This is a genomic window from Pseudomonas sp. Tun-23181 (assembly GCF_057415455.1).
The window spans coordinates 3,378,742-3,397,867 of record NZ_CM171630.1 but is presented as its reverse complement, the minus strand read 5'-3'; the positions used below and the strand labels follow the sequence as shown (position 1 = coordinate 3,397,867).

The 19,126-nt window shown below is 65.6% G+C and carries 16 protein-coding genes; 4 read left to right on the top strand and 12 right to left on the bottom strand.

Annotated features, from left to right (window positions below; translation table 11 throughout):
* Window positions 1–68: 68 nt before the first annotated feature.
* The gene (locus ACDI39_RS16135) at window positions 69–1,310 is read left to right on the top strand and encodes a response regulator (protein ID WP_253080306.1); all 1,242 of its coding nucleotides are present in this window, start codon (window positions 69–71) and stop codon (window positions 1,308–1,310) included.
* A gap of 153 nt (window positions 1,311–1,463) precedes the next feature.
* Here the strand turns inward: ACDI39_RS16135 and ACDI39_RS16130 are convergent, their stop codons facing one another.
* The 3 genes from ACDI39_RS16130 to desA form a co-directional block, all read right to left on the bottom strand.
* The gene (locus ACDI39_RS16130) at window positions 1,464–1,919 is read right to left on the bottom strand and encodes a type II toxin-antitoxin system PemK/MazF family toxin (protein WP_225786671.1); all 456 of its coding nucleotides are present in this window, start codon (window positions 1,917–1,919) and stop codon (window positions 1,464–1,466) included.
* 186 nt (window positions 1,920–2,105) lie between these two features.
* Window positions 2,106–3,137, bottom strand: a complete 1,032-nt coding sequence (locus tag ACDI39_RS16125) for a GGDEF domain-containing protein (protein ID WP_410046028.1) — start codon at window positions 3,135–3,137, stop codon at window positions 2,106–2,108.
* A 100-nt stretch (window positions 3,138–3,237) separates the two neighbouring features.
* Entirely contained in the window at window positions 3,238–4,422 is a 1,185-nt protein-coding gene (desA, locus tag ACDI39_RS16120; protein WP_486536941.1) for a delta-9 fatty acid desaturase DesA, read from the bottom strand.
* A 268-nt stretch (window positions 4,423–4,690) separates the two neighbouring features.
* Here desA and dibA point away from each other — a divergent pair, with 268 nt between their 5' ends.
* A complete protein-coding gene (gene dibA / locus ACDI39_RS16115; protein WP_486536940.1) occupies window positions 4,691–6,586 on the top strand; it encodes a phosphodiesterase DibA in 1,896 nt (631 codons plus the stop codon).
* Window positions 6,587–6,624: 38 nt separating this feature from the next.
* Here dibA and ACDI39_RS16110 read toward each other — a convergent pair whose 3' ends face one another.
* From ACDI39_RS16110 to tcyJ, 9 genes are all read right to left on the bottom strand, one after another.
* Complete coding sequence (locus ACDI39_RS16110; RefSeq protein WP_225786668.1) at window positions 6,625–7,269, bottom strand: methionine ABC transporter permease; 645 nt, start codon at window positions 7,267–7,269, stop codon at window positions 6,625–6,627.
* Window positions 7,259–8,368, bottom strand: a complete 1,110-nt coding sequence (locus ACDI39_RS16105; RefSeq protein WP_225786667.1) for a methionine ABC transporter ATP-binding protein — start codon at window positions 8,366–8,368, stop codon at window positions 7,259–7,261. The genes ACDI39_RS16110 and ACDI39_RS16105 overlap by 11 nt, the downstream gene beginning before the upstream one ends.
* 1 nt (window position 8,369) lies before the next feature.
* Entirely contained in the window at window positions 8,370–9,170 is an 801-nt protein-coding gene (locus tag ACDI39_RS16100; protein ID WP_253080303.1) for a MetQ/NlpA family ABC transporter substrate-binding protein, read from the bottom strand.
* Complete coding sequence (locus ACDI39_RS16095; protein ID WP_253080302.1) at window positions 9,163–10,551, bottom strand: LLM class flavin-dependent oxidoreductase; 1,389 nt, start codon at window positions 10,549–10,551, stop codon at window positions 9,163–9,165. The genes ACDI39_RS16100 and ACDI39_RS16095 overlap by 8 nt, the downstream gene beginning before the upstream one ends.
* A complete protein-coding gene (locus ACDI39_RS16090) occupies window positions 10,551–11,732 on the bottom strand; it encodes an SfnB family sulfur acquisition oxidoreductase (protein ID WP_486536939.1) in 1,182 nt (393 codons plus the stop codon). Before ACDI39_RS16090 ends, ACDI39_RS16095 begins: the two co-directional genes overlap by 1 nt.
* Before the next feature lie 132 nt (window positions 11,733–11,864).
* The gene (locus ACDI39_RS16085; RefSeq protein WP_225786663.1) at window positions 11,865–13,106 is read right to left on the bottom strand and encodes an SfnB family sulfur acquisition oxidoreductase; all 1,242 of its coding nucleotides are present in this window, start codon (window positions 13,104–13,106) and stop codon (window positions 11,865–11,867) included.
* Window positions 13,107–13,380: 274 nt separating this feature from the next.
* A complete protein-coding gene (gene tcyN / locus ACDI39_RS16080) occupies window positions 13,381–14,142 on the bottom strand; it encodes an L-cystine ABC transporter ATP-binding protein TcyN (RefSeq protein WP_486536938.1) in 762 nt (253 codons plus the stop codon).
* 2 nt (window positions 14,143–14,144) lie between these two features.
* Window positions 14,145–14,813 carry a cystine ABC transporter permease gene (gene tcyL, locus ACDI39_RS16075; protein WP_225786661.1) on the bottom strand — a complete coding sequence of 223 codons (669 nt, stop codon included), beginning with the start codon at window positions 14,811–14,813 and terminating at the stop codon, window positions 14,145–14,147.
* Window positions 14,810–15,604 carry a cystine ABC transporter substrate-binding protein gene (gene tcyJ, locus ACDI39_RS16070; protein WP_225786660.1) on the bottom strand — a complete coding sequence of 265 codons (795 nt, stop codon included), beginning with the start codon at window positions 15,602–15,604 and terminating at the stop codon, window positions 14,810–14,812. Before tcyJ ends, tcyL begins: the two co-directional genes overlap by 4 nt.
* 285 nt (window positions 15,605–15,889) lie before the next feature.
* Between tcyJ and epsC the strand changes: the two genes are divergently transcribed.
* A complete protein-coding gene (epsC, locus tag ACDI39_RS16065) occupies window positions 15,890–16,822 on the top strand; it encodes a serine O-acetyltransferase EpsC (protein WP_225786659.1) in 933 nt (310 codons plus the stop codon).
* A gap of 310 nt (window positions 16,823–17,132) precedes the next feature.
* Entirely contained in the window at window positions 17,133–19,094 is a 1,962-nt protein-coding gene (betT, locus tag ACDI39_RS16060) for a choline transporter BetT (RefSeq protein WP_225786863.1), read from the top strand.
* Window positions 19,095–19,126 lie beyond the last annotated feature (32 nt).

The window sequence follows — 19,126 nt, the reverse complement described above, 5'->3', positions numbered from 1 at the left end:
CGTAGGCGGATGGATTTGCCTTGGAAGCTGCGAAGGATCGTGTGTCAAGGATTACCCAGGAGCCACTCATGAGCGCTGCCGACCCCATCCCGCCTTGTATCCTGATTGCCGAAGGCGATCCGTGGGTGCGCGACATGCTTCGCGACATGTTGCTCAGCGTGCGCTGCGACGCCCGCCTGCAGGTCTGCGCCAACGGCTCCGAGGCCTTGGCCGCGCTGTCGAGCAAGCCTGACCTGATCATTGCCGCCCGTGAGCTGGCCGGGGTCGATGGCCTCGACCTGTTGCGCAACGTGCGTGCCAAGGGGTACAAGCCGTCCCTGCCGTTCATATTGATGAGCGAGCGCACCGACAGCGCCAGTGTGCATGAGGTGCTACCGTTCCACCCCACCGCCTACCTGGGCAAACCCCTCGACCTGGCCAACCTGCGCAAGCGGTTGGAGAGCCTGTTGCTGGCGGTTGGCGAGCAGATTGCCTGCCCGACGCCGTCCTTGCAGCCGGGCATCCGCCTGTCGGCGTTCCTCGAGCAACGCCGTGTCACTGCCGATGGCGGGCCGCTGTTCGCCGATGTGCAGGTGGCGATCAAGCGCGCCCTCAACCCCCATGGGCTGAACCTCAAGGTGCTCGAGGAAGAGGTACGCAACGATCCGCAGATCACCGGCGTGCTGATCGCGGCGGCCAACAGCGCCGCACTGCATCGCGAGGCGCCGGTGCAGACCCTGCTGCAGGCGCTGAACAAGCTCGGCAGCACCCAGAGCATGAACCTGATCCTGGGCCTGGCGCTCAAGCGCAGCGCTCGCCTGAGCGACCTGTTGCTGGCCCGGCATGCCGCTCACTACTGGGACCTGTCCCTGCACACCGCCGAGTACGCCCGCAGCCTGGCGCGCATGCTCGAGCTGGATGAAGGCCGCTGCTACTGCGCCGGACTGCTGCACTGCCTGGGCGACCTGGCCGTGCTGCGTTGCCTGCAGGAATGGCGCCTGGCCGGTGGCGAGCTGGACGAGGACCAGGTGCAGTTGTCGCTGAACGCGTTCGGCGCCGCCTTCGGCTCGGCGCTGCGCACCCGCTGGCGGCTGCCGCTGAGCCTGCGCGAGCTGATCGCCGCCATCTACCAGTTGGGTGGCGGGGTGTATTCGCGGGAGATCCTGGCAATGAACCTGGCCGGGCAACTGGCGCGGCTGCCGGCGGAGCAGGGGATGGAGAAAATCGCCGACAGCAAGACGGCACGGTTGCTCAAGCTGGGCTTGCCGGAGCTGGGGCGGTTGCGCAGGGTGGAGAAACAGGAGATCGTCCAGCCGGAGGCCAACCGGTAGATCCCGTGTGACAGCCCAGGATCTTGAGAAAACAGGGGGTTCTGAATGGCGAAACCCAGCCTAGGCTGGGTTTCGCAGGTCCCTCTAAGGGGAATAAAGCGCTGAGTGCCTCTAAGGGCTACGGGGCCACGATAGGGAAAAGCTTGGATCCTGTCAATTTTTGAGCAGGGAGCTCGCATTCATCACCTTCACCACGGCGCGTTGGACTCGCTCGACAACCTCGCGTGCCACGACTTGCTCAAGAAAACCGCGGCCGATGGTCCTGGGCTTGAACAAGCGCTCCCGGCTCACCTGGGCGACCAAGTCAGCCTTGGCCCAACGTACCTGTTGCTTGAAATACGGGAGATCCTCGATCAGGTCGGCAGAGAACTGCACATGCCATCCTCGGCTCAGCTTGCCGGGATCCTTGGTGGTCGAGAGTGGAACGACAATACAGGCATTCGAATCGATTTTTCCATTGAGCACCATGACAAGCCGATTTTTCACCATTTCCGGTTTAAGGCGGAAGTCGTACCGACTCGATGCTGAAACAACATCGCCTTGATCTCGATACTCGCCGTAATTGCATTCCAGCACCTGCCCTACTTTTGGCTCGAACCTAATTGCCATGTTCCACCCTGAGCAGTTGTTAAGCGGCTCATGGTGTCATAACGGGAACAGCTTCCGATTGCTCTAGGAATGCCTCACGGCAATTAAAGAATATTCCCCTTTGGAAGGTAACCAAAGGGAGTAAGACATTTCTGAGCTTGCTAGATAATGGATCCAAATGGGCAAGTATGGCCATTCGGGGCTGGCTCACCCCAGCACGATCTGGTTCTTGCCCTGCCGCTTGGCCTGGTACATGGCTGCATCGGCCCGGGCGAACAGGGCTTCGAGGGTTTCGTCGGTGTCGTTCAGGCCAGTCAGGCCCTGGCTCACGGTGACGCCATACACCTGCTGCCCATGGCTGAAGCTCAGGCGCTGGATCTCGCGTTGCAAGCGTTCGGCGATGTGCTTGGCGACTTGGGCGGTGCAGCCGGGGAAGACCGCCGCGAACTCCTCGCCACCGATACGCCCGAACAGGTCGCCCCGGCGCAGCACGGCCCTGCCGCTGTCAGCGATACGTTGCAGCACCTGGTCGCCTTCCTGGTGGCCGTAGCTGTCGTTGATCTGCTTGAAGTCGTCGATGTCGAGCAACAGGAAGGCCAGGGGCGAACCCTCCTCGCGCGCGGCCTCGAAGGCTTGGCGGGCGCATTCGAAGAAGTGCCGACGGTTGCTGCTCTGGGTCAGCACATCGGTGGTGGCCAGGCGTTGCAACTCGCCTTCGAGCTGCTTCTTCTCGGTGATGTCCTCGGCGATACCGACGATGATCACCCGCTGTTCGTTTTCACGTTGCTGGTTGATGAAGCATTTGTCGCTCAGCCAGCGCACTTGGCCCGCGGCATTGATGATGCGGTACTCGCGGTCTTCCACCGCGCCCTTGAGCAGCACCTGGGCCAGGCTGCGCTCGGCGTAGTCCAGGTCGTCGGGGTAGATGCTGTCGCGCCACTCGTTGTAGTCGGCCAGCACCAGGCTGGCCGGGCGCCCGAAGATACGTTCGTAGGCTGGGCTGACATACAGCACCTGGCGGGTCTCCCAGTCGAAGGCCCAGAGCACGGCATTGAGGCTGTCGAGCAGCGAGCTGTAGAGCTGCTCGCGTTCGCTCAGGCGAGCCACTTCGCCCTGAGCGTGCAGCAGGGCGAGCAGGGTCTGGGCGGCTTCGGGCGGCGGGTTGCCGCAGAGGGGCGGGGTGAAGTCTTTGGCCATGAGCACGGAACGGTTCTCGGCATGAAAGCGTGCGGCCACGATCCGGCCCGCCACGCGGGCGATGTGCCGGATTTGAGTGGAAGGCAGGGGACGAAGTTCCGGGGTGGCCCGCCCCGTCGCGGGGCGGGCCGATCAACGGTGCTCAGGCCCCGGCAGGGCGCAGGGAGTAGGTCTTGAGCTGGCCGGCGAAGTCGCGCAGGGCCTGGATACCACTGGCCTCGGCCTCATGCACCCAATCCTTCATGGCGGCGAGCATGTCGTGGCCGTTGGCGCTGGTACGGGCCCAGATCTGCTGCAGGGCCAGGCGTTTTTCATAGATGGTCTTGAGCGCCTGGCTGTGGGCCAGCATGGACTCGATACGTACGTGATGGCGGTCCTGCAGCAGGCTGGTTTCCCGCGACAACAGGCGCTTGGCGCGGCGGAAGCGGTGGCGCATCGAGGCATCGACCCGGGCCAGTTCCTGCTTGACCAATGGCGCGATCACCAGCTTGCGGTACTGGGCCATGATCTGGAAACGGTTGTTGAGGATCGCCATGGCCGTGTCCATGTCCAGGTGCGCCTTGCCCTCGACGCGGTGGGCGATGGGCGCCACACGCTGCACCTTGGCCAGGCGCAGCAGGCACAGCAGGCGGATCCACATCCAGCCGATGTCGAACTCCCAGCGCTTGACCGACAGCTTGGCCGAGTTGGGGTAGGTGTGGTGATTGTTGTGCAGCTCCTCGCCGCCAATGACGATGCCCCAGGGCACCAGGTTGGTGGCCGCGTCGCGGCATTCGAAGTTGCGGTAGCCCAGCGCATGGCCCAGGCCGTTGACCACGCCAGCGGCCCAGAACGGAATCCACATCATCTGCACTGCCCAGATGGTGATGCCGATGGTGCCGAACAGCAGCAGGTCGATCAGTGCCATCAGCGCCACGCCGCCGAGCCTGTAGCGCGAATAGAGGTTGCGTTCGATCCAGTCGTCCGGGCAGTTCTTGCCGTAGATGCGCAGGGTCTCGGGGTTGCGCGCTTCCTCACGGTAGAGCTCGGCGCCCTTGCGCAGCACGGTGCCCAGGCCCTTGTGCAGCGGGCTGTGCGGGTCGTCGGGGGTTTCGCACTTGGCGTGGTGCTTGCGGTGCACCGCGGTCCACTCGCGGGTGTTCTGCGCGGTGGTCAGCCACAGCCAGAAGCGGAAGAAGTGCTTGACCCCGGCATTGAGCTCCAGGGCGCGGTGGGCCGAGTAGCGATGCAGGTAGAGGGTGACGCTGACGATGGTCACATGGGTCATCAGCAGGGTGACGCCGACCAGTTGCCAGGCCGACAAGTCGAGCAAACCGTTGTACCACATAGGTGTAGAAGCCCTCGGAAACACAGGGGAACAGCGTCGGCAATTATCCCCTGGCGGGGAAATAAAGCCAGTCGCCCGTTGCGAGGGTGCCAGCCCTGTCGCGGGTGCGCGCGCTCCCGCACGAGGTCGTGCAGCCCCCGTGGCAGCGGGCTTGCCCGCGAGCAGGGCAGATGAAATCTGCAACCTATTTCTAATGCCGGGAATTAAGTCACGGCATGTTTCCGCCTTTATAATGCCCCATCCTTTTTCATGGGCTTACCCACCCGACATGTCTGTTTCCGTTCGCGACGCCCTGCGCATGGCGGCGTTGTACCTGGTGCTCTCGATTCTCTGGCTGGTGCTGTCCGAACAGGTGCTGCGCGGCCTTTCCGATGACCCGACGGTGCTGGCCGTGGGCCGCCAGGCCAATGTGCTCGTCTGGGTGCTGGTCAGTGCCTTGCTGATCTTCGTCTCGCGTGCTCGCCTGCTCAATTTCATCGGCATCGGTGCGCGCCTGCGCAGCGAGGACCGTGAGCGCCTGCGCATGGCCGCGGCGGTGTTCGACAGCACCCTGGAGGGCGTGTTGGTGACCGACCGCGACGGCCTGATCGTGCACGTCAACCGGGCCTTCATGCGCATCACCGGCTACCAGCAGGACGAGGTGATCGGCCAGCGCCCGAGCAAGTTCAAGTCGGGCCACCACGGTGCGCCGTTCTACCAGCAGATCTACGCCGCGCTGGCGCAGAAGGGCGAGTGGAGCGGCGAGATCTGGAACCGGCGCAAGAGCGGCGAGATCTACCCGCAGTGGCAGACGATCTGCGCCATCCGCGACGACAGCGGCGCGGTCAGCCACTATGTGGCGGTGTTCAGCGACATCAGCGCGATCAAGCACTCCGAACGGGAGCTGGCCTACCTGGCGCACCACGATCCGCTGACCGGCCTGCCCAACCGATTGCTGTTCAACGACCGGGCCGAGCAGGCCCTGGCCGCCGCCCAGGCCAACAAGCGCGGCTGTGCCCTGTTGCTGCTGGACCTCGATCATTTCCAGAGCATCAACGATGGCCTTGGCCACACCATCGGCGACCAGTTGCTCAAGCTGGTCGGCGAGCGCCTGCGCGACATCCTCGGCCATGGCGTGACCCTGGCGCGCCTGGGCGGCGACGAGTTCGGCGTGCTGGCGGAGAACTGCCCACAGGTCGGCCAAGCCGCGACCCTGGCGCAGACGATCATCGAGCGCATGCGCGAGCCGTTCGTCTTCGACGACAATCGCCTGTTCATCAGCGTCAGTGTCGGTATCAGCCTGTTCCCCAGCGATGCGCTCGGCGCCGAGCAACTGCTGCGCAATGCCGATTCGGCGCTGTTCAAGGCCAAGAGCAATGGCCGCGCCTGCTACGCCCTGTACACCGAGGAACTGACCGCCCACGCTCAGCACCGGGTCGAGACTGCCGGCGAGTTGCGCCGTGCCCTGGAGCACGAAGAGCTGCGTGTGTACTTCCAGCCGGTGCACGACCTGTGCAGCGACAGGATGGTCGGGGTCGAGGCGTTGGTGCGCTGGCAGCATCCGCTACGCGGGCTGGTGTCGCCGGGCGAGTTCATCCCCATCGCCGAGCGTACCGGGTTGATCGCCGAGATCGATGCCTGGGTGCTGCGCCAGGCATGCCGGCAGATGGTGCGCTGGCAGGGCAAGGGGCGGCAGCTGGCGTTCGTCGCGGTGAACATTTCCAGCCGCCTGTTCGGCCAGCGCGATCTGTACCGGCAGGTGGCCGAGGTGCTGCACGACACCGGCATGGACCCGGCGCTGCTGGAGCTGGAGGTCACCGAAAGCGCGGTGATGGAAGATCCGGAGGTGGCTCTGGAACAGTTGCACCGGCTGCGCGAGCTGGGCCTGAGCCTGGCCATCGACGACTTCGGTACCGGTTATTCGTCGTTGCTGCGGCTCAAGCGATTGCCGGTGCAGAAGCTCAAGATCGACCAGGGCTTCGTCGCCGGTCTGCCCCATGACGAGGATGACATCGCCATCGTCCGGGTGATCATCGCCCTGGCCCGCAGCATGGGCATGCAGGTGCACGCCGAGGGGATCGAGCAGGCCGAGCAGGCTCGCTTCCTGCTGGAACAGCAATGTCACCTGGGGCAGGGGTACTGGTTCGGGCGGCCGGTACCGGCACAGGCGTTGCGCTGGGACTGAGGCCGGTCCGGGGCCGCTCCGACCAGTAGGGGAAGGCTTCAGCGCTTGTTCAAGCCCTTCGCCAACCGATCCCCACCCAGCTGGATCAACGCCACCAACGCCACCAGCATGGCGATCACGGTTAGCATGACCTGGCTGTCGAAGCGCTGGTACCCATAGCGATAGGCAATGTCCCCCAGCCCGCCCGCGCCGATGGCACCGGCCATGGCCGAGGAGTTGATCAAGGTCACCAGGGTGATGGTGAAGCCGCCGACGATCCCCGGCAGTGCCTCGGGCAGCAGCACGTGCCAGACGATGTGCCAGCGCCGGCACCCCATGGCCTGGGCCGCCTCGATCAGGCCATGGTCGACCTCGCGCAGGCTGACCTCGGCGATCCTGGCGAAGAAGGGCGTGGCGGCGATGGTCAGCGGGACCACGGCGGCCCACACGCCATAGGTGGTACCCACCACCAGGCGGGTGAAGGGGATCAGGGCGACCATCAGGATCAGGAACGGGATCGAGCGGAACAGGTTGACGAACGCACTCAACACACGGTTCAGCAACGGCGCCTCGAAGATCCCACCCTTGTCGCTGGTGACCAGCAGCACCGCCATCGGCACCCCGACCAGCAGGGCGATCAGCGACGACACGCCGACCATCAGCAAGGTATCCAGCAAGCCCTGGAACAGACGCTCAAACCACATAGCCCAGTACCTCCACCTCATCGGCCCAGCGACGGGCGCGCTCCAGCAATAGCGGCAGTGCATGGGGCGAACCCTGTACCGACAGGATCAGTTGCCCCACGGCCCGCTCGCCGATGGTCTCGATGCCGCCCTGGAGCAGGCGCACGCGCCCGCCCAGGGCACTGAACAGCTCGGACAGTTCCGGCGCGCCCAGCAGGCTCAGCCTGAGTACCAGCGCCGCATCGCTTGCGCCCGGGCTGGTGCGCAGGTTGGCCTGCAAGGCGGCGGGCAGCTTGGCTTGCAACGGCGCGAGCAAGCTGCGGGTGACCTCGTGCCGCGGTGCGCCGAACACCTGCCAGACGTCGCCCTGCTCGACGATCTGCCCACGTTCGAGCACCAGCACCCGGTGGCAGATGTCGCGGATCACCGCCATCTCGTGGGTGATCAGCACGATGGTCAGGCCCAGGCGCTGGTTGATGTCGCGCAGCAGCTCGAGGATCGAGGCGGTGGTTTCCGGGTCGAGCGCCGAGGTGGCCTCGTCGCACAGCAGGATTTCAGGGTCATGGACCAGCGCCCGGGCGATGCCCACCCGCTGCTTCTGCCCGCCCGACAACTGCGCCGGGTAGACGTGGTGCTTGTGCGCAAGCCCCACCAGCTCCAGCAGTTCGCGAACCTTGCGTTGGCGCTCGGCCTTGGCCACGCCCGCCACCTTCAGCGGCAACTCGACGTTCTGCCAGACAGTCTTGGCCGACATCAGGTTGAAGTGCTGGAAGATCATGCCGATGCGCCGGCGCAGCGCGACCAAGTGGTCCTCGTCGAACGGCGCGATGTCCACCTGGTCGATCAGCACCCGGCCCTGGGAGGGCTGTTCCAGGCGGTTGATGGTGCGTAGCAGCGATGACTTGCCGGCGCCGCTGCGGCCGATGATGCCGAAGATCTCGCCGCGGCGGATGTTCAGGTCGATGCCCTGCAAGGCGGGCTGGGCCTGGCCCGGGTAGGTCTTGCCCAGGCCGACGAAGCGCACGTGGGCATCGTTCACCTCTGGGCGCAGGGCCTGCTCGCGGGCAGGGGCCGGCGAGGCTTGCGCGGTGGGCGCCCTGAGGGCGCTGGCGCTGCTCATCTCAACCCTCCCAGCCGGCCTGGTAGAGGCTGCCGTGGGCTTTGTCCAGGGCCGCGCGCACGGCGGGCGAATGCTGGTAGATGTCGACGAACCTGGCCAGGCGCGGGTCGTCCTTGCTCTGTGGGCGGATGACGAACTGGATCACGTATTCCTTGTTCTCCAGGCCATCGAACAGCAGTGCCGAGGTGGCGTCGAAGCTGTTGGCCAGGCGGATGTACGCGGGGTAGCCCTGGACCAGGTCGGCGTCATCGTAGGCACGTACCAGTTGTACAGCTTCCACCTGGAGGATCTTCAACTGCTTCGGGTTGGCGACGATGTCGTCCTCGGTGGCCTTGTAGCCAACCCCCGGCTTGAGGTCGATCAACCCAGCCTTGGCCAGCAACTGCAGGCCGCGGCCGCTGTTGATCGGGTCGTTGGCGATGGCCACGCTGGCCCCGTTGGGCAGATCGGCAAAGCGCTTGTAGCGCTTGGAGTACAGGCCGACGTTGTTGATGATGCCCGGGGCGTAGGGCTCCAGCTCGAAGCCGGCGGCGGCCTTGGCGTTCTCTAGGAAGGGGATGTGCTGGAAGTAGTTCACGTCGATGTCGCCGCTGGCCAGGCTCACGTTCGGCGCGATCCAGTCGCTGAACTCGATCAGCTTGACCTCCAGGCCCTGCTTGCGGGCCTCGTCTACCGCCGCTTCGAGCGGGATGGCAAAGGCTGCGGTGGTGCCGACCTTCAGCGGTTCGCCGGCCAGCGCAGTGGCGGCCAGGCCCAGGGACAGCACGGCGGCCGCGACGGGCCGGAACAGTTTCTCAAGCATGGTGCAAGGCTCCAGTCGGGGCAGGGGGGGTGGCGCGGTAGGCGGCACCGGGGTGGTCGGCGGGCAGGTGCGGGTGGCCGCTGGCGAAGAGCTTCTCGCGCAGGCTGCCGGGTGCGTAGGCGGTCTTGTAGCGGCCACGGCGTTGCAGCTCGGGGACCACCAGGTCGATGAACGCCTCATGGCTTTCCGGGGTGACGGTGCGGGTCAGGTTGAAGCCGTCCAGGCCGGTCTCGTCGATCCAGGCGATCAACTGCCCGGCGACCTGTTCGGGCGAGCCGACCAGGGTCACGTAGCGCCCGCCCAGGGCGTGCTGCTCCAGCAGGCGGCGGCGGGTCCAGGCGTTGTCCTGCAACTGGCGGGTCGCGGACTGGATGGCGTTGCCCTTGGCGAAGCCGATCGGCTCGTCCAGGCCGTAGGCGGCGAAGTCGATGCCGGTGGAACTGGCAAAGTGCGCCACGCCCGCTTCCGGGCTGGCATAGCGCAGGTATTCGGCGTGCAGGGCCTGGGCCTGCTGTTCGCTCGGCGCGACGATCACCGTGATGCCCATGAAGACCTTGATCGCCTGCGGGGCGCGGCCGCTGGCCTGGGCCGCGGCACGTACCTTGTCGACCTGTGCACGGGTGGTCGCCTTGTCCTGGCCGCTGATGAACACGCACTCGGCATGCTGGCCGGCGAAGGCCAGGCCGCGTGGCGAGCTGCCGGCCTGGAACAGCACCGGGGTACGCTGGGGCGAGGGCTCGCACAGGTGGTAGCCCTCGACATGGTAGAACTCGCCCTGGTGGCGAACCTTGCGCACCTTGTCTGGGCGGGCATAGACGCGCCGAGCGCGGTCGGCGACCACGGCGTCGTCGTCCCAGCTGCCTTCGAGCAGTTTGTACAGCACCTGCAGGTATTCGTCGGCCTGGTCGTAACGGCGGTCGTGCTCGGGTTGCCGTGCCAGGCCCATGGCGCGGGCGGCGCTGTCCAGGTAGCCGGTGACGATGTTCCAGCCGACCCGGCCATTGCTCAAATGGTCGAGGGTGGAGAGGCGCCGAGCGAACAGGTAGGGCGCGTCATAGGTGAGGTTGGCGGTCAGGCCGAAGCCCAGGTGCCGGGTCACGGCGGCCATGGCCGAGACCAGCAGCAGCGGGTCGTTGACCGGCAACTGGATGGACTCTTTGAGCGTCACGTCCACCGACTGCCCGTAGACGTCGTAGGTGCCGACGATATCGGCGATGAACAGCCCGTCGAACAGCCCGCGCTCGAGCAACTGGGCCAGCCGGGTCCAGTATTCCAGGGTCCGGTACTGGGTCGCTTGGTCCCGAGGGTGGGTCCACAGGCCGTGGTTGATGTGCCCGACGCAGTTCATGTCGAAGGCGTTGAGGAGGATCTGCTTGCCCATCAGATCGTCCCCCGGCGTGGCGGGTTCTCGCCGTTGAGGTAGTAGTTGCCGATGGCGTGGTACTTCCAGCGCACCGGGTCGTGCAGGGTGTGGACCCGGGCGTTGCGCCAGTGGCGGTCGAGGTTGTGCTCGGCCAGGGTGGCCTGGCTGCCGGCCAGTTCGAACAGGGTGCTGCCAGCTGCCAGGGCAATCTCGGTGCTGATCGCCCGGGCCTCGGCCACGGCGATGGACGCGGCGGCGACGGTGTCGGCGTTGCTGGCGTCGCGGGCGCGGTCGAGGTATTCACCGGCGCGCTCCAGCAGGGCCTCGGCGGCATGCAGGCGGATGGCCAGGTAACCGAAGCTCTTGAGACTCAGTGGGTCGTCGCTGGCCTTGTCGACGCCGGAATCGACCCAGGGGCGGCTACGGCTGCGCACGAAGCGCAGGGCGTCGTCGAAGGCGGCGCGGGCGATGCCGGTATCGATGGCGGCATGGAGGATCTGCGCCAGCGGGCCGACCGGGGTCGGGCGCTCGAAGGCGCTGTCGAAGGGCACCACGTCCTGGTTCGCGACGAACACGTTGTCGAACGTCACCGAGCCGCTGCCGGTGGTACGCTGGCCGAAGCCGCTCCAGTCGTCGATCACCTGCAGGCCAGCAGCATCGGCAGGCACGAAGGCCAGGTGCTGTACACCCTGTTCATCGATCACCGAGGTGGGGATGCGCTGGGCGTACAGGGCGCCGGTGGCGTAGAACTTGCGGCCGTTGATCCGCCAGCCATCGCCATCGCGGGTCAGGCGGGTGGTGCGGTCGTGGGCGGTCTTGGTGCCCAGCTCGGCCAGGGCGTTGCCCAAGCGTCGCCCGGCCAGGACCTCGGCATAGAGGCGCCGTTGCTGCTCGGGGGCGCCGTTCACCCGTAGCACTTCCAGGGCATAGAAGTGGTTCTGCGGAATCTGCCCGAGGGAGGCGTCGGCCTGGGCGATGCGGGCGATGACCTTGGCCAGGGTGACGTTGGATACCCCCGCGCCGCCGAAGGCCTTGGGCACGCTGATGGCCCACAGGCCGGAGCGGGTGAACAGGTCGAGCTCGGCGTGGGGCAGGCGGCGCTCGCGGTCGCGCAGGGCGCTGTCGCGTTGCAGCTGCTGGGCGATTTCCTCGGCGACGGCCAGGGCCTGGGCGTCGGAGGTGATCAGGGATTGGGTCATGTCGTTCTCCAAGGGGCGCTGCTTCGCTGCTCTCGCAGGGACACCCACATGAGTCGCGCTGTTCGTGAGAACAGCGTCAAACCTATGGGTGCGGGCTTGTCCGCGAAGGGCTGCGAAGCAGCCCCGGCTCACTCAAATCCAGGAATGACGGGCAGGGCGGGTGCCGTTGAGGTGCCAGGCGCCGACCGCGTGGTATTTCCAGCGCACCGGGTCGTGCAGGGTGTGCACCCGGGCGTTGCGCCAGTGACGGTCGAGGTTGAACTCGGCGAGGGTGGCGCGGCTGCCGGCCAGTTCGAACAGCTTCTCGCTGGCTTGCAGGGCGATCTCGGTGGTCAGCACCTTGGCCTCGGCCACGGCGATCGAGGCGCGTGCCGCGGCGTCTTCGTCCACGGCGCCGGCGTTGACCTCGTCGAGCACCCTGGCGGCCTTGCGCAGCAGGGCCTCGGCGGCATGCAGCTCGAGCTTGAGACGGCCGATGTCGGCGATCACGTAGAGATCATCGCCGGCCCGCTCGACCTTGGCGTCGACCCATGGCCGGGACTTGTCGCGCACGAAGGCGATGGCATCCTCGATCGCCGCTTCGGCGATGCCGGCATCGATGGCCGCCTGGATCAGTTGCGAGGCGGCACCCTGGGTGTTGGGGACTTCGCGCTGGCGGCGGGTGTCGATCACCAGGTCCGCCTCCACCGGCACCTGGTCGAGCAGCACGGTGCCGCTGGCGGTGGTGCGCTGGCCGAAGCCGGACCAGTCGTCGACGATGCGCAGCCCCGGGCTGCCACGGCGGACGAAGGCCAGGCGCTGGTGGCCCTCGTCATCCAGGGCCTTGACCGCTACCCAGTGGGCGAACAGGGCGCCGGTGGAGTAGAACTTCTCGCCACTGATGCGATAGCCGGCGCCGTCGCGGGTGATCCGCGCCTTGAGCGTCAGGGTGTCCTTGGTGCCGCGTTCGGGGCCGGCATTGCCGATGCGCCAGCCGTCGAGCACGGAACGAAACAGCACGGCCTGCTGCGCCTCGCTGGCGGTCAGGCGCAGCAGTTGGAGCATGCCGAACTGGTTCTGCGGGATCTGCCCGAGCGCCGGATCGGCGGCGCTGATGAGGCGAAAGACCTCGGCGATGGTGGCGAAGGAAACCTCGGGGCCGCCATGGGCCTTGGGAATGCTGATGCTGCCCAGGCCGCTGCGGGTGAATTGTTCGATCTCGGCCCATGGCAGCCTGCGCTGCTGGTCACGGCGTGCGGCTTGCTGGCGAGCGGTCTCGGCCAGTTCGCGGGCGGCTTGCAGGGCCTCGGCATCGGTGCGCAGCACCTTGGCCGGCAGCAGCAGGGGCGAGCTGTCGAGATCGCTGGAGGGAAGCGTGTTCGGCTGGCTGGACATCAGTGCCGCTCCCTGGCTGCACTCAATGCCCTGGCGTTGCGCACTGGGGTGATTGTGATCCTGACCATTCCTTACCTCACAAAAGTTGAAAGCGTCGCCTCAGCTGACGGCGACAGACGTTTGCTGGTCCGGTGGTCCGGTCTATATACCCTATGCGCTTATAAAAACTTTATGAACTAACTTTTTGGACTATAGATAGAAGAGCCGCTCGGGCGGGGAAGGATGGCGCTTGATTGATAGGGGCGCAAAGCGCCCCCAGGTGCTCGAAGGCGCTCTAGCCTTGCGAGGCTGCCGTGCCAAGGAACTTGCGCAGGAACTGCCGCGTACGCTCCTGCTGCGGATGGGCGAACAACGCCTTGGCCTCGCCCTGCTCGACGATCACCCCCTTGTCGAAGAAGATCACCCGGTTGGCCACGTCCCGGGCAAAGCTCATCTCGTGGGTGACGATGATCATGGTGCGCTTTTCCTCGGCCAGGCCGCGGATGGTCGCCAGGACCTCGCCGACCAACTCTGGATCGAGCGCCGAGGTCGGTTCGTCGAAGAGGATCACCTCCGGTTCCATCGCCAGGGCCCGGGCGATGGCCACCCGCTGCTGCTGGCCGCCGGACAGGCGCCGCGGATACGCGTCTTCCTTGCCGCCCAGGCCGACCTTGGCCAACAGCGTGCGGCCCAGTTCCACGGCCCTGTCGCGGGGCATCTTCTTGACGATCACCGGCCCCTCGATGACGTTCTCCAGGGCGGTGCGGTGGGGGAACAGGTTGAAGTTCTGGAACACGAAGCCGGCCTGCTGGCGCAGACGGCGGATCGCCGCTTGCTGGCCGCCGAGCGGGCGGTTGGCGTCGATGCTGATGTCACCGACCTGGATGCGTCCGGCGTCGGGTGTCTCGAGCAGGTTGAGGCAGCGCAGGAAGGTGGTCTTGCCGGAGCCACTGGGGCCGATGATGGCCACCACCTCGCCGGGCTGGACGGTCAGGTCGATGCCGTTGAGCACGGTGTGGCCCTTGAACTGCTTGCTCAGGCCTTCTACGACGATCATCTTCAGTGCTCCCGGTCATGCTGGTTGACCCGCGCTTCCATGCGGTTCTGGAAGTGCGCGAGGATGCTGCACAGTATCCAGTAGATAACGGCCACGGCCAGGTACATGGTGAAGACCTCGAAGGTCCGCGCGGTGATCAGTTGGGCCTGGCGGAACAGCTCCGGTACCTGGATGGTCGCCGCCAGGGCGGTGTCCTTGACCAGGGAGATGAAACTGTTGCCCAGCGGCGGCAGGGCGGTGCGCATGGCCTGTGGCAGGATCGCCCGGCGCATGGCCTGGGTGCGGGTCATGCCGATACTGGCGGCGGCCTCCCACTGGCCACGGTCGATCGAGGAAATCGCCGCGCGCAGGATCTCGCAGATGTACGCCGCCATGTTCAGCGACAGGCCGATCAGCGACGCCGGTATCGGGTCGAGCTCGATACCGATCTGCGGCATGCCGAAGTAGATCACGAACAGTTGCACCAGCAACGGCGTGCCGCGGAAGAACGACACGTACACCCGGGCCAGCCAGTCCAGCGGCAGGATCTTCGACAGGCGCATCAGCGCCAGGGCAAAGCCCAGGATCAGACCGAAGAACATGCCGCCGACGCTGAGGACGACCGTGTAGCCAGCGCCCTTGAGCAGGAAGGGCGTGGAGTCGAGGACGAGTTGCAGGCTTTCGGCGATCATTGAGTGACGTCGGCACCGAAGTATTTCTCGGACAGCTTGGCCAGGGTGCCGTCAGCCTTGAGCTTGTCCAGTGCCTTGTTGATCGCCTCGAGCAGCTCCGGCTCGCCCTTGCGCAGGGCCACGCCCGATTCCAGGCGCGAGAACGCCTCGCCGGCGAGCTGGGTGTCCTTGGCCTTCTGGGCGTATTCCAGGGCGGCCAGGCGGTCGATCAGGATGGCGTCGATGCGGCCGTTGCGCAGGTCGGCGAACTTGCTCGGGTCGTCCTCGTAGGTGCGCACGTCGGCCTGCGGCACGTCCTGCTTCACCCATTGCTCGTAGTTGGTGCCCAGGCCCACGCCAACCTTCTTGCCGGCCAGGTCGGCGGCCTTGTGGATGTTCAATTGCTCGGCCTTCTTCTTCAGCACCAGGGCCTGGATGCCGGAGATGGTGTAGGGCTCGGAGAAGTCGTATTTCTTCTTGCGCTCCTCGGAGATGGTCACCTGGTTGACCACCACGTCCAGGCGCTTGGATTCCAACGCCGCGAGTATACCGTCCCACTTGGTCGGCTGGATCCTGGCCTTGACCCCCAGCTCCTTGGCTAGCAGCTCGGACAACTCCACCTCGAAACCGGCCAGCTTGCCGTTCTCGTCGACGAAGCTGAACGGCGGGTAGGTGCCCTCCAGGCCGATGCTGATGCTGCCTTTTTCCTGGATGGTCTTGAGTTGCTCGCCGGCGAAGGCCTGGTTGAACAGGCCGGTGCCCAGCAGGATGGCCAGGCTGGCGGTGAGAAGCGGTTTGGCGAATGTCGACATGTGTGGGCCCCGCGCTTGTTGTGGAAGTAGTGGGTGGCGACTATAGGGGTGGGCTATATAGGTCTTGAAATAATAAAAACTTATTTTGTTATTTCTTTTGTTTCTTTATCGAGGGTTCGACAGCATTGAGGGTAGGTCAGGAATGCCTGGTCTGTCAGCGCTGCTTATGCCCGACTTAGCGCAGGATGGAATAAAGCGTTGTTTTTTCCAAGGGACGGATTTGCCGTAGAGTGGATCGTACCGGCGCAGCCATTACCAAGAAAACCGCCGGGTCAGGAGAATACCGTGAGCGAACATCCATCGACTGGGCATTGGCAACTGCAGGGCATCGTCAGCGGCTTGCGCAGCGCCCGTGAGCAATGGCGTAGCCGCAACGGCCGCAGCAGCGGCGAGCAAGGCGGGCGGGAATTGCCTTCGCGCGAGGCCATGCGGCAGATCCTCGAGCAGTTGTGCGGGGCGCTGTTTCCCATGCGTCTGGGGCCGGTGGACCTGCGTGAGGAAAGCGAGGACTTCTATGTCGGCCATACCCTGGATGCCGCCCTCACGGCGTTGCTGGCCCAGGCCCGTCTGGAGCTGCGCTACGCGGCGCGCCACGGCAAGGCCGAGATCGTCGACGTGGATGCCCATGCCCTGCGCCTGATCCAGGACTTCGCCGCCGCCCTGCCGGGCTTGCGCGTGCTGCTCGACACCGATGTACTGGCCGCCTACCAGGGCGACCCGGCGGCGCGCAGCGTCGACGAGGTCTTGCTGTGCTACCCGGGCATCCTGGCGGTCATCCACCACCGCCTGGCCCACCACCTGTACCAGGCCGGCTTGCCGCTGCTGGCGCGGATCAGTTCGGAGCTGGCCCACTCGGCCACCGGTATCGACATCCACCCCGGTGCGCAGATCGGCTCGAGCTTCTTCATCGACCATGGCACGGGCGTGGTGATCGGCGAGACCGCGATCATCGGTGAACGGGTACGCATCTACCAGGCGGTGACCCTGGGCGCCAAGCGCTTCCCGGCCGACGAGACCGGCATGCTGCACAAGGGCGAGCCGCGCCACCCGATCGTCGAGGACGATGTGGTGATCTATGCCGGGGCGACCATCCTTGGGCGGATCACCATCGGCAAGGGCTCGACCATCGGCGGCAACGTCTGGCTGACCCGCAGCGTTCCGCCGGAGAGCAACATCACCCAGGCGAACCTGCAGCTGGAATGCGAGGGGCAGAAGTAGGCCTGGCGCTTGGGATGACGGGGGCAGTCCATTCTGTGGGAGCCGGCTTGCCGGCGATGGGGCGCGAAGCGGCCCCAACTACCCGCGCCGTGAAAGGTTCGATGGTCGGCCGAACCGCGACCCCGGGTCGCATTGAACGCCGATCCATGTTTAACTTGAACGCTTGTTCAAATTAAACGCTGGTCCATTGCCGGTGTTCAACAGGAGGATTCCCTTTGCTGAACCCGTTCAATCCGAACCTTACGTCCTTCGACGAGGTGCACGTTCAATGACTGCACCGACGCCATCCCTTGCCAACGGCAAGATCCGCATGAACCCGCCGGTGTTCTATTTCGCGGCAAGCTTCATCCTCATCTTCGGCCTGGTGGTCATCGCCAACCCGCAGGCGGCGGGCGAGTGGTTGCTGGCGGCACAGAACTGGGCGGCCAACACGGTCGGCTGGTACTACATGCTGGCCATGACCCTGTACCTGGTCTTCGTGGTGGTCACCGCCTTGTCTGGCTACGGCAAGATCAAGCTCGGTGCCGACCACGACGAACCCGAGTTCAGCTACCTGTCCTGGGCCGGCATGCTGTTCGCCGCCGGTATCAGCATCACCCTGTTCTTCTTCTGCGTCTCCGAACCCCTGACCCACATGCTCCAGCCCCCCCAGGGCGAGGTGGGCACGGTGGAGGCCGGGCGCCAGGCGATGCAGTTGCTGTTCCTGCACTGGGGCCTGCATGGTTGGGGTGTGTTCGCCTTCGTCGGCATGGCCCTGGCCTATTTCGCCTACCGCCACAACCTACCGCTGGCGCTGCGCTCGGCGCTGTACCCGTTGATCGGCAAGCGCATCAACGGGCCGATCGGCTACGCGGTGGACGGCTTCGGCATCATCGCCACGGTGTTCGGCCTGGGCGCCGACATGGGCTTTGGCGTGCTGCACCTGAACGCAGGCCTGGACTACCTGTTCGGCATCGACCACAGCCAGTGGGTGCAGGTGACACTCATCGTGCTGATGATGGGCGCGGCCGTCGCCGTGGCGGTCGCCGGGGTGGAGAAGGGCGTGCGGGTGATGAGCGACATCAACTTGTTCCTGGCCTGCGCTCTGCTGTTGTTCGTGCTGTTCGCCGGGCCTACTCAGCACCTGTTCAACACCCTGATCCAGAACCTGGGCGACTACCTTGGCGCCTTGCCGCGCAAGAGCTTCGATGTCTATGCCTACGGCGAGAACCGAGACTGGCTGGGCGGCTGGACGGTGTTCTACTGGGCCTGGTGGATCGCCTGGGCGCCCTTCGTCGGGCTGTTCATCGCACGGATTTCCCGGGGCCGCACGATCCGTGAGTTCGTCTTCGGCGTGCTGCTGATCCCGCTGGGGTTCACCCTGGCGTGGATGTCGATCTTCGGCAACAGCGCCATCAATCAGGTGCTCGAACACGGCATGACCGCGCTGGCCCAGTCGGCCTTGGACAACCCGCCCATGAGCCTGTACCTGCTGCTGGAAACCTACCCGTGGAGCAAGACGGTGATCGCGGTGACGGTGTTCATCAGCTTCGTGTTCTTCGTCACCTCGGCCGACTCCGGCACCGTGGTGCTCTCGACCCTGTCGGCCAAGGGCGGCAACGCCGACGAAGACGGGCCGAACTGGCTGCGCATCTTCTGGGGGGCGATGACCGCATTGGTCACCAGTGGGCTGCTGTTCGCCGGCAGCATCGACTCGCTCAAGTCCGCGGTGGTGCTGACCTCGCTGCCGTTCTCGCTGATCCTGCTGTGCATGATGTGGGGGTTGCACAAGGCGTTCTACCTGGAGTCCCAGCGGCAGATCGCGCAGATGCATTCGCTGGCACCGTTCGCCCAGTCACGCCGTGGTCGCGGCGGCTGGCGCCAGCGCCTGAGCCAGGCGGTGCACTTCCCATCGCGGGACGAGGTGTATCGCTTCATGGATGACGTGGTGCGCCCGGCCATCGCCGAGGTGACCGAGGTGTTCGAGCAGAAGGGGCTGGCGTTGATCACCCAGGACGATCCGAGCCATGACAACGTCAGCCTGAAGATCGGCCATGGCGAGGAACAGCCGTTCATCTACCAGGTGCAGATGCGCGGGTACTTCACCCCATCGTTCGCCCTCGGTGGGCTGGGGACCCAGGAGTTGAGGAATCGCCGTTACTACCGCGCCGAGGTGCATCTGTCCGAGGGCAGCCAGAACTACGACCTGGTGGGCTACAGCAAGGAGCAGATCATCAACGACATCCTCGACCAGTACGAGCGGCACATGCAGTTCCTGCACCTGGTCCGGTAGATCGCTGGGGCCGCTTTGCGGCCCCTTCGCGA

Excerpts from the sequence above, each read along its gene's own strand:
- ACDI39_RS16135 (WP_253080306.1), top strand. The coding sequence starts at position 69 with ATGAGCGCTGCCGACCCCATCCCGCCTTGTATCCTGATTGCCGAAGGC.
- ACDI39_RS16130 (WP_225786671.1), bottom strand. The coding sequence starts at position 1,919 with ATGGCAATTAGGTTCGAGCCAAAAGTAGGGCAGGTGCTGGAATGCAAT.
- desA (WP_486536941.1), bottom strand. The coding sequence starts at position 4,422 with ATGTGGTACAACGGTTTGCTCGACTTGTCGGCCTGGCAACTGGTCGGC.
- dibA (WP_486536940.1), top strand. The coding sequence starts at position 4,691 with ATGTCTGTTTCCGTTCGCGACGCCCTGCGCATGGCGGCGTTGTACCTG.
- ACDI39_RS16110 (WP_225786668.1), bottom strand. The coding sequence starts at position 7,269 with ATGTGGTTTGAGCGTCTGTTCCAGGGCTTGCTGGATACCTTGCTGATG.
- ACDI39_RS16105 (WP_225786667.1), bottom strand. The coding sequence starts at position 8,368 with ATGAGCAGCGCCAGCGCCCTCAGGGCGCCCACCGCGCAAGCCTCGCCG.
- ACDI39_RS16100 (WP_253080303.1), bottom strand. The coding sequence starts at position 9,170 with ATGCTTGAGAAACTGTTCCGGCCCGTCGCGGCCGCCGTGCTGTCCCTG.
- ACDI39_RS16095 (WP_253080302.1), bottom strand. The coding sequence starts at position 10,551 with ATGGGCAAGCAGATCCTCCTCAACGCCTTCGACATGAACTGCGTCGGG.
- ACDI39_RS16090 (WP_486536939.1), bottom strand. The coding sequence starts at position 11,732 with ATGACCCAATCCCTGATCACCTCCGACGCCCAGGCCCTGGCCGTCGCC.
- ACDI39_RS16085 (WP_225786663.1), bottom strand. The coding sequence starts at position 13,106 with ATGTCCAGCCAGCCGAACACGCTTCCCTCCAGCGATCTCGACAGCTCG.
- tcyN (WP_486536938.1), bottom strand. The coding sequence starts at position 14,142 with ATGATCGTCGTAGAAGGCCTGAGCAAGCAGTTCAAGGGCCACACCGTG.
- tcyL (WP_225786661.1), bottom strand. The coding sequence starts at position 14,813 with ATGATCGCCGAAAGCCTGCAACTCGTCCTCGACTCCACGCCCTTCCTG.
- tcyJ (WP_225786660.1), bottom strand. The coding sequence starts at position 15,604 with ATGTCGACATTCGCCAAACCGCTTCTCACCGCCAGCCTGGCCATCCTG.
- betT (WP_225786863.1), top strand. The coding sequence starts at position 17,133 with ATGAACCCGCCGGTGTTCTATTTCGCGGCAAGCTTCATCCTCATCTTC.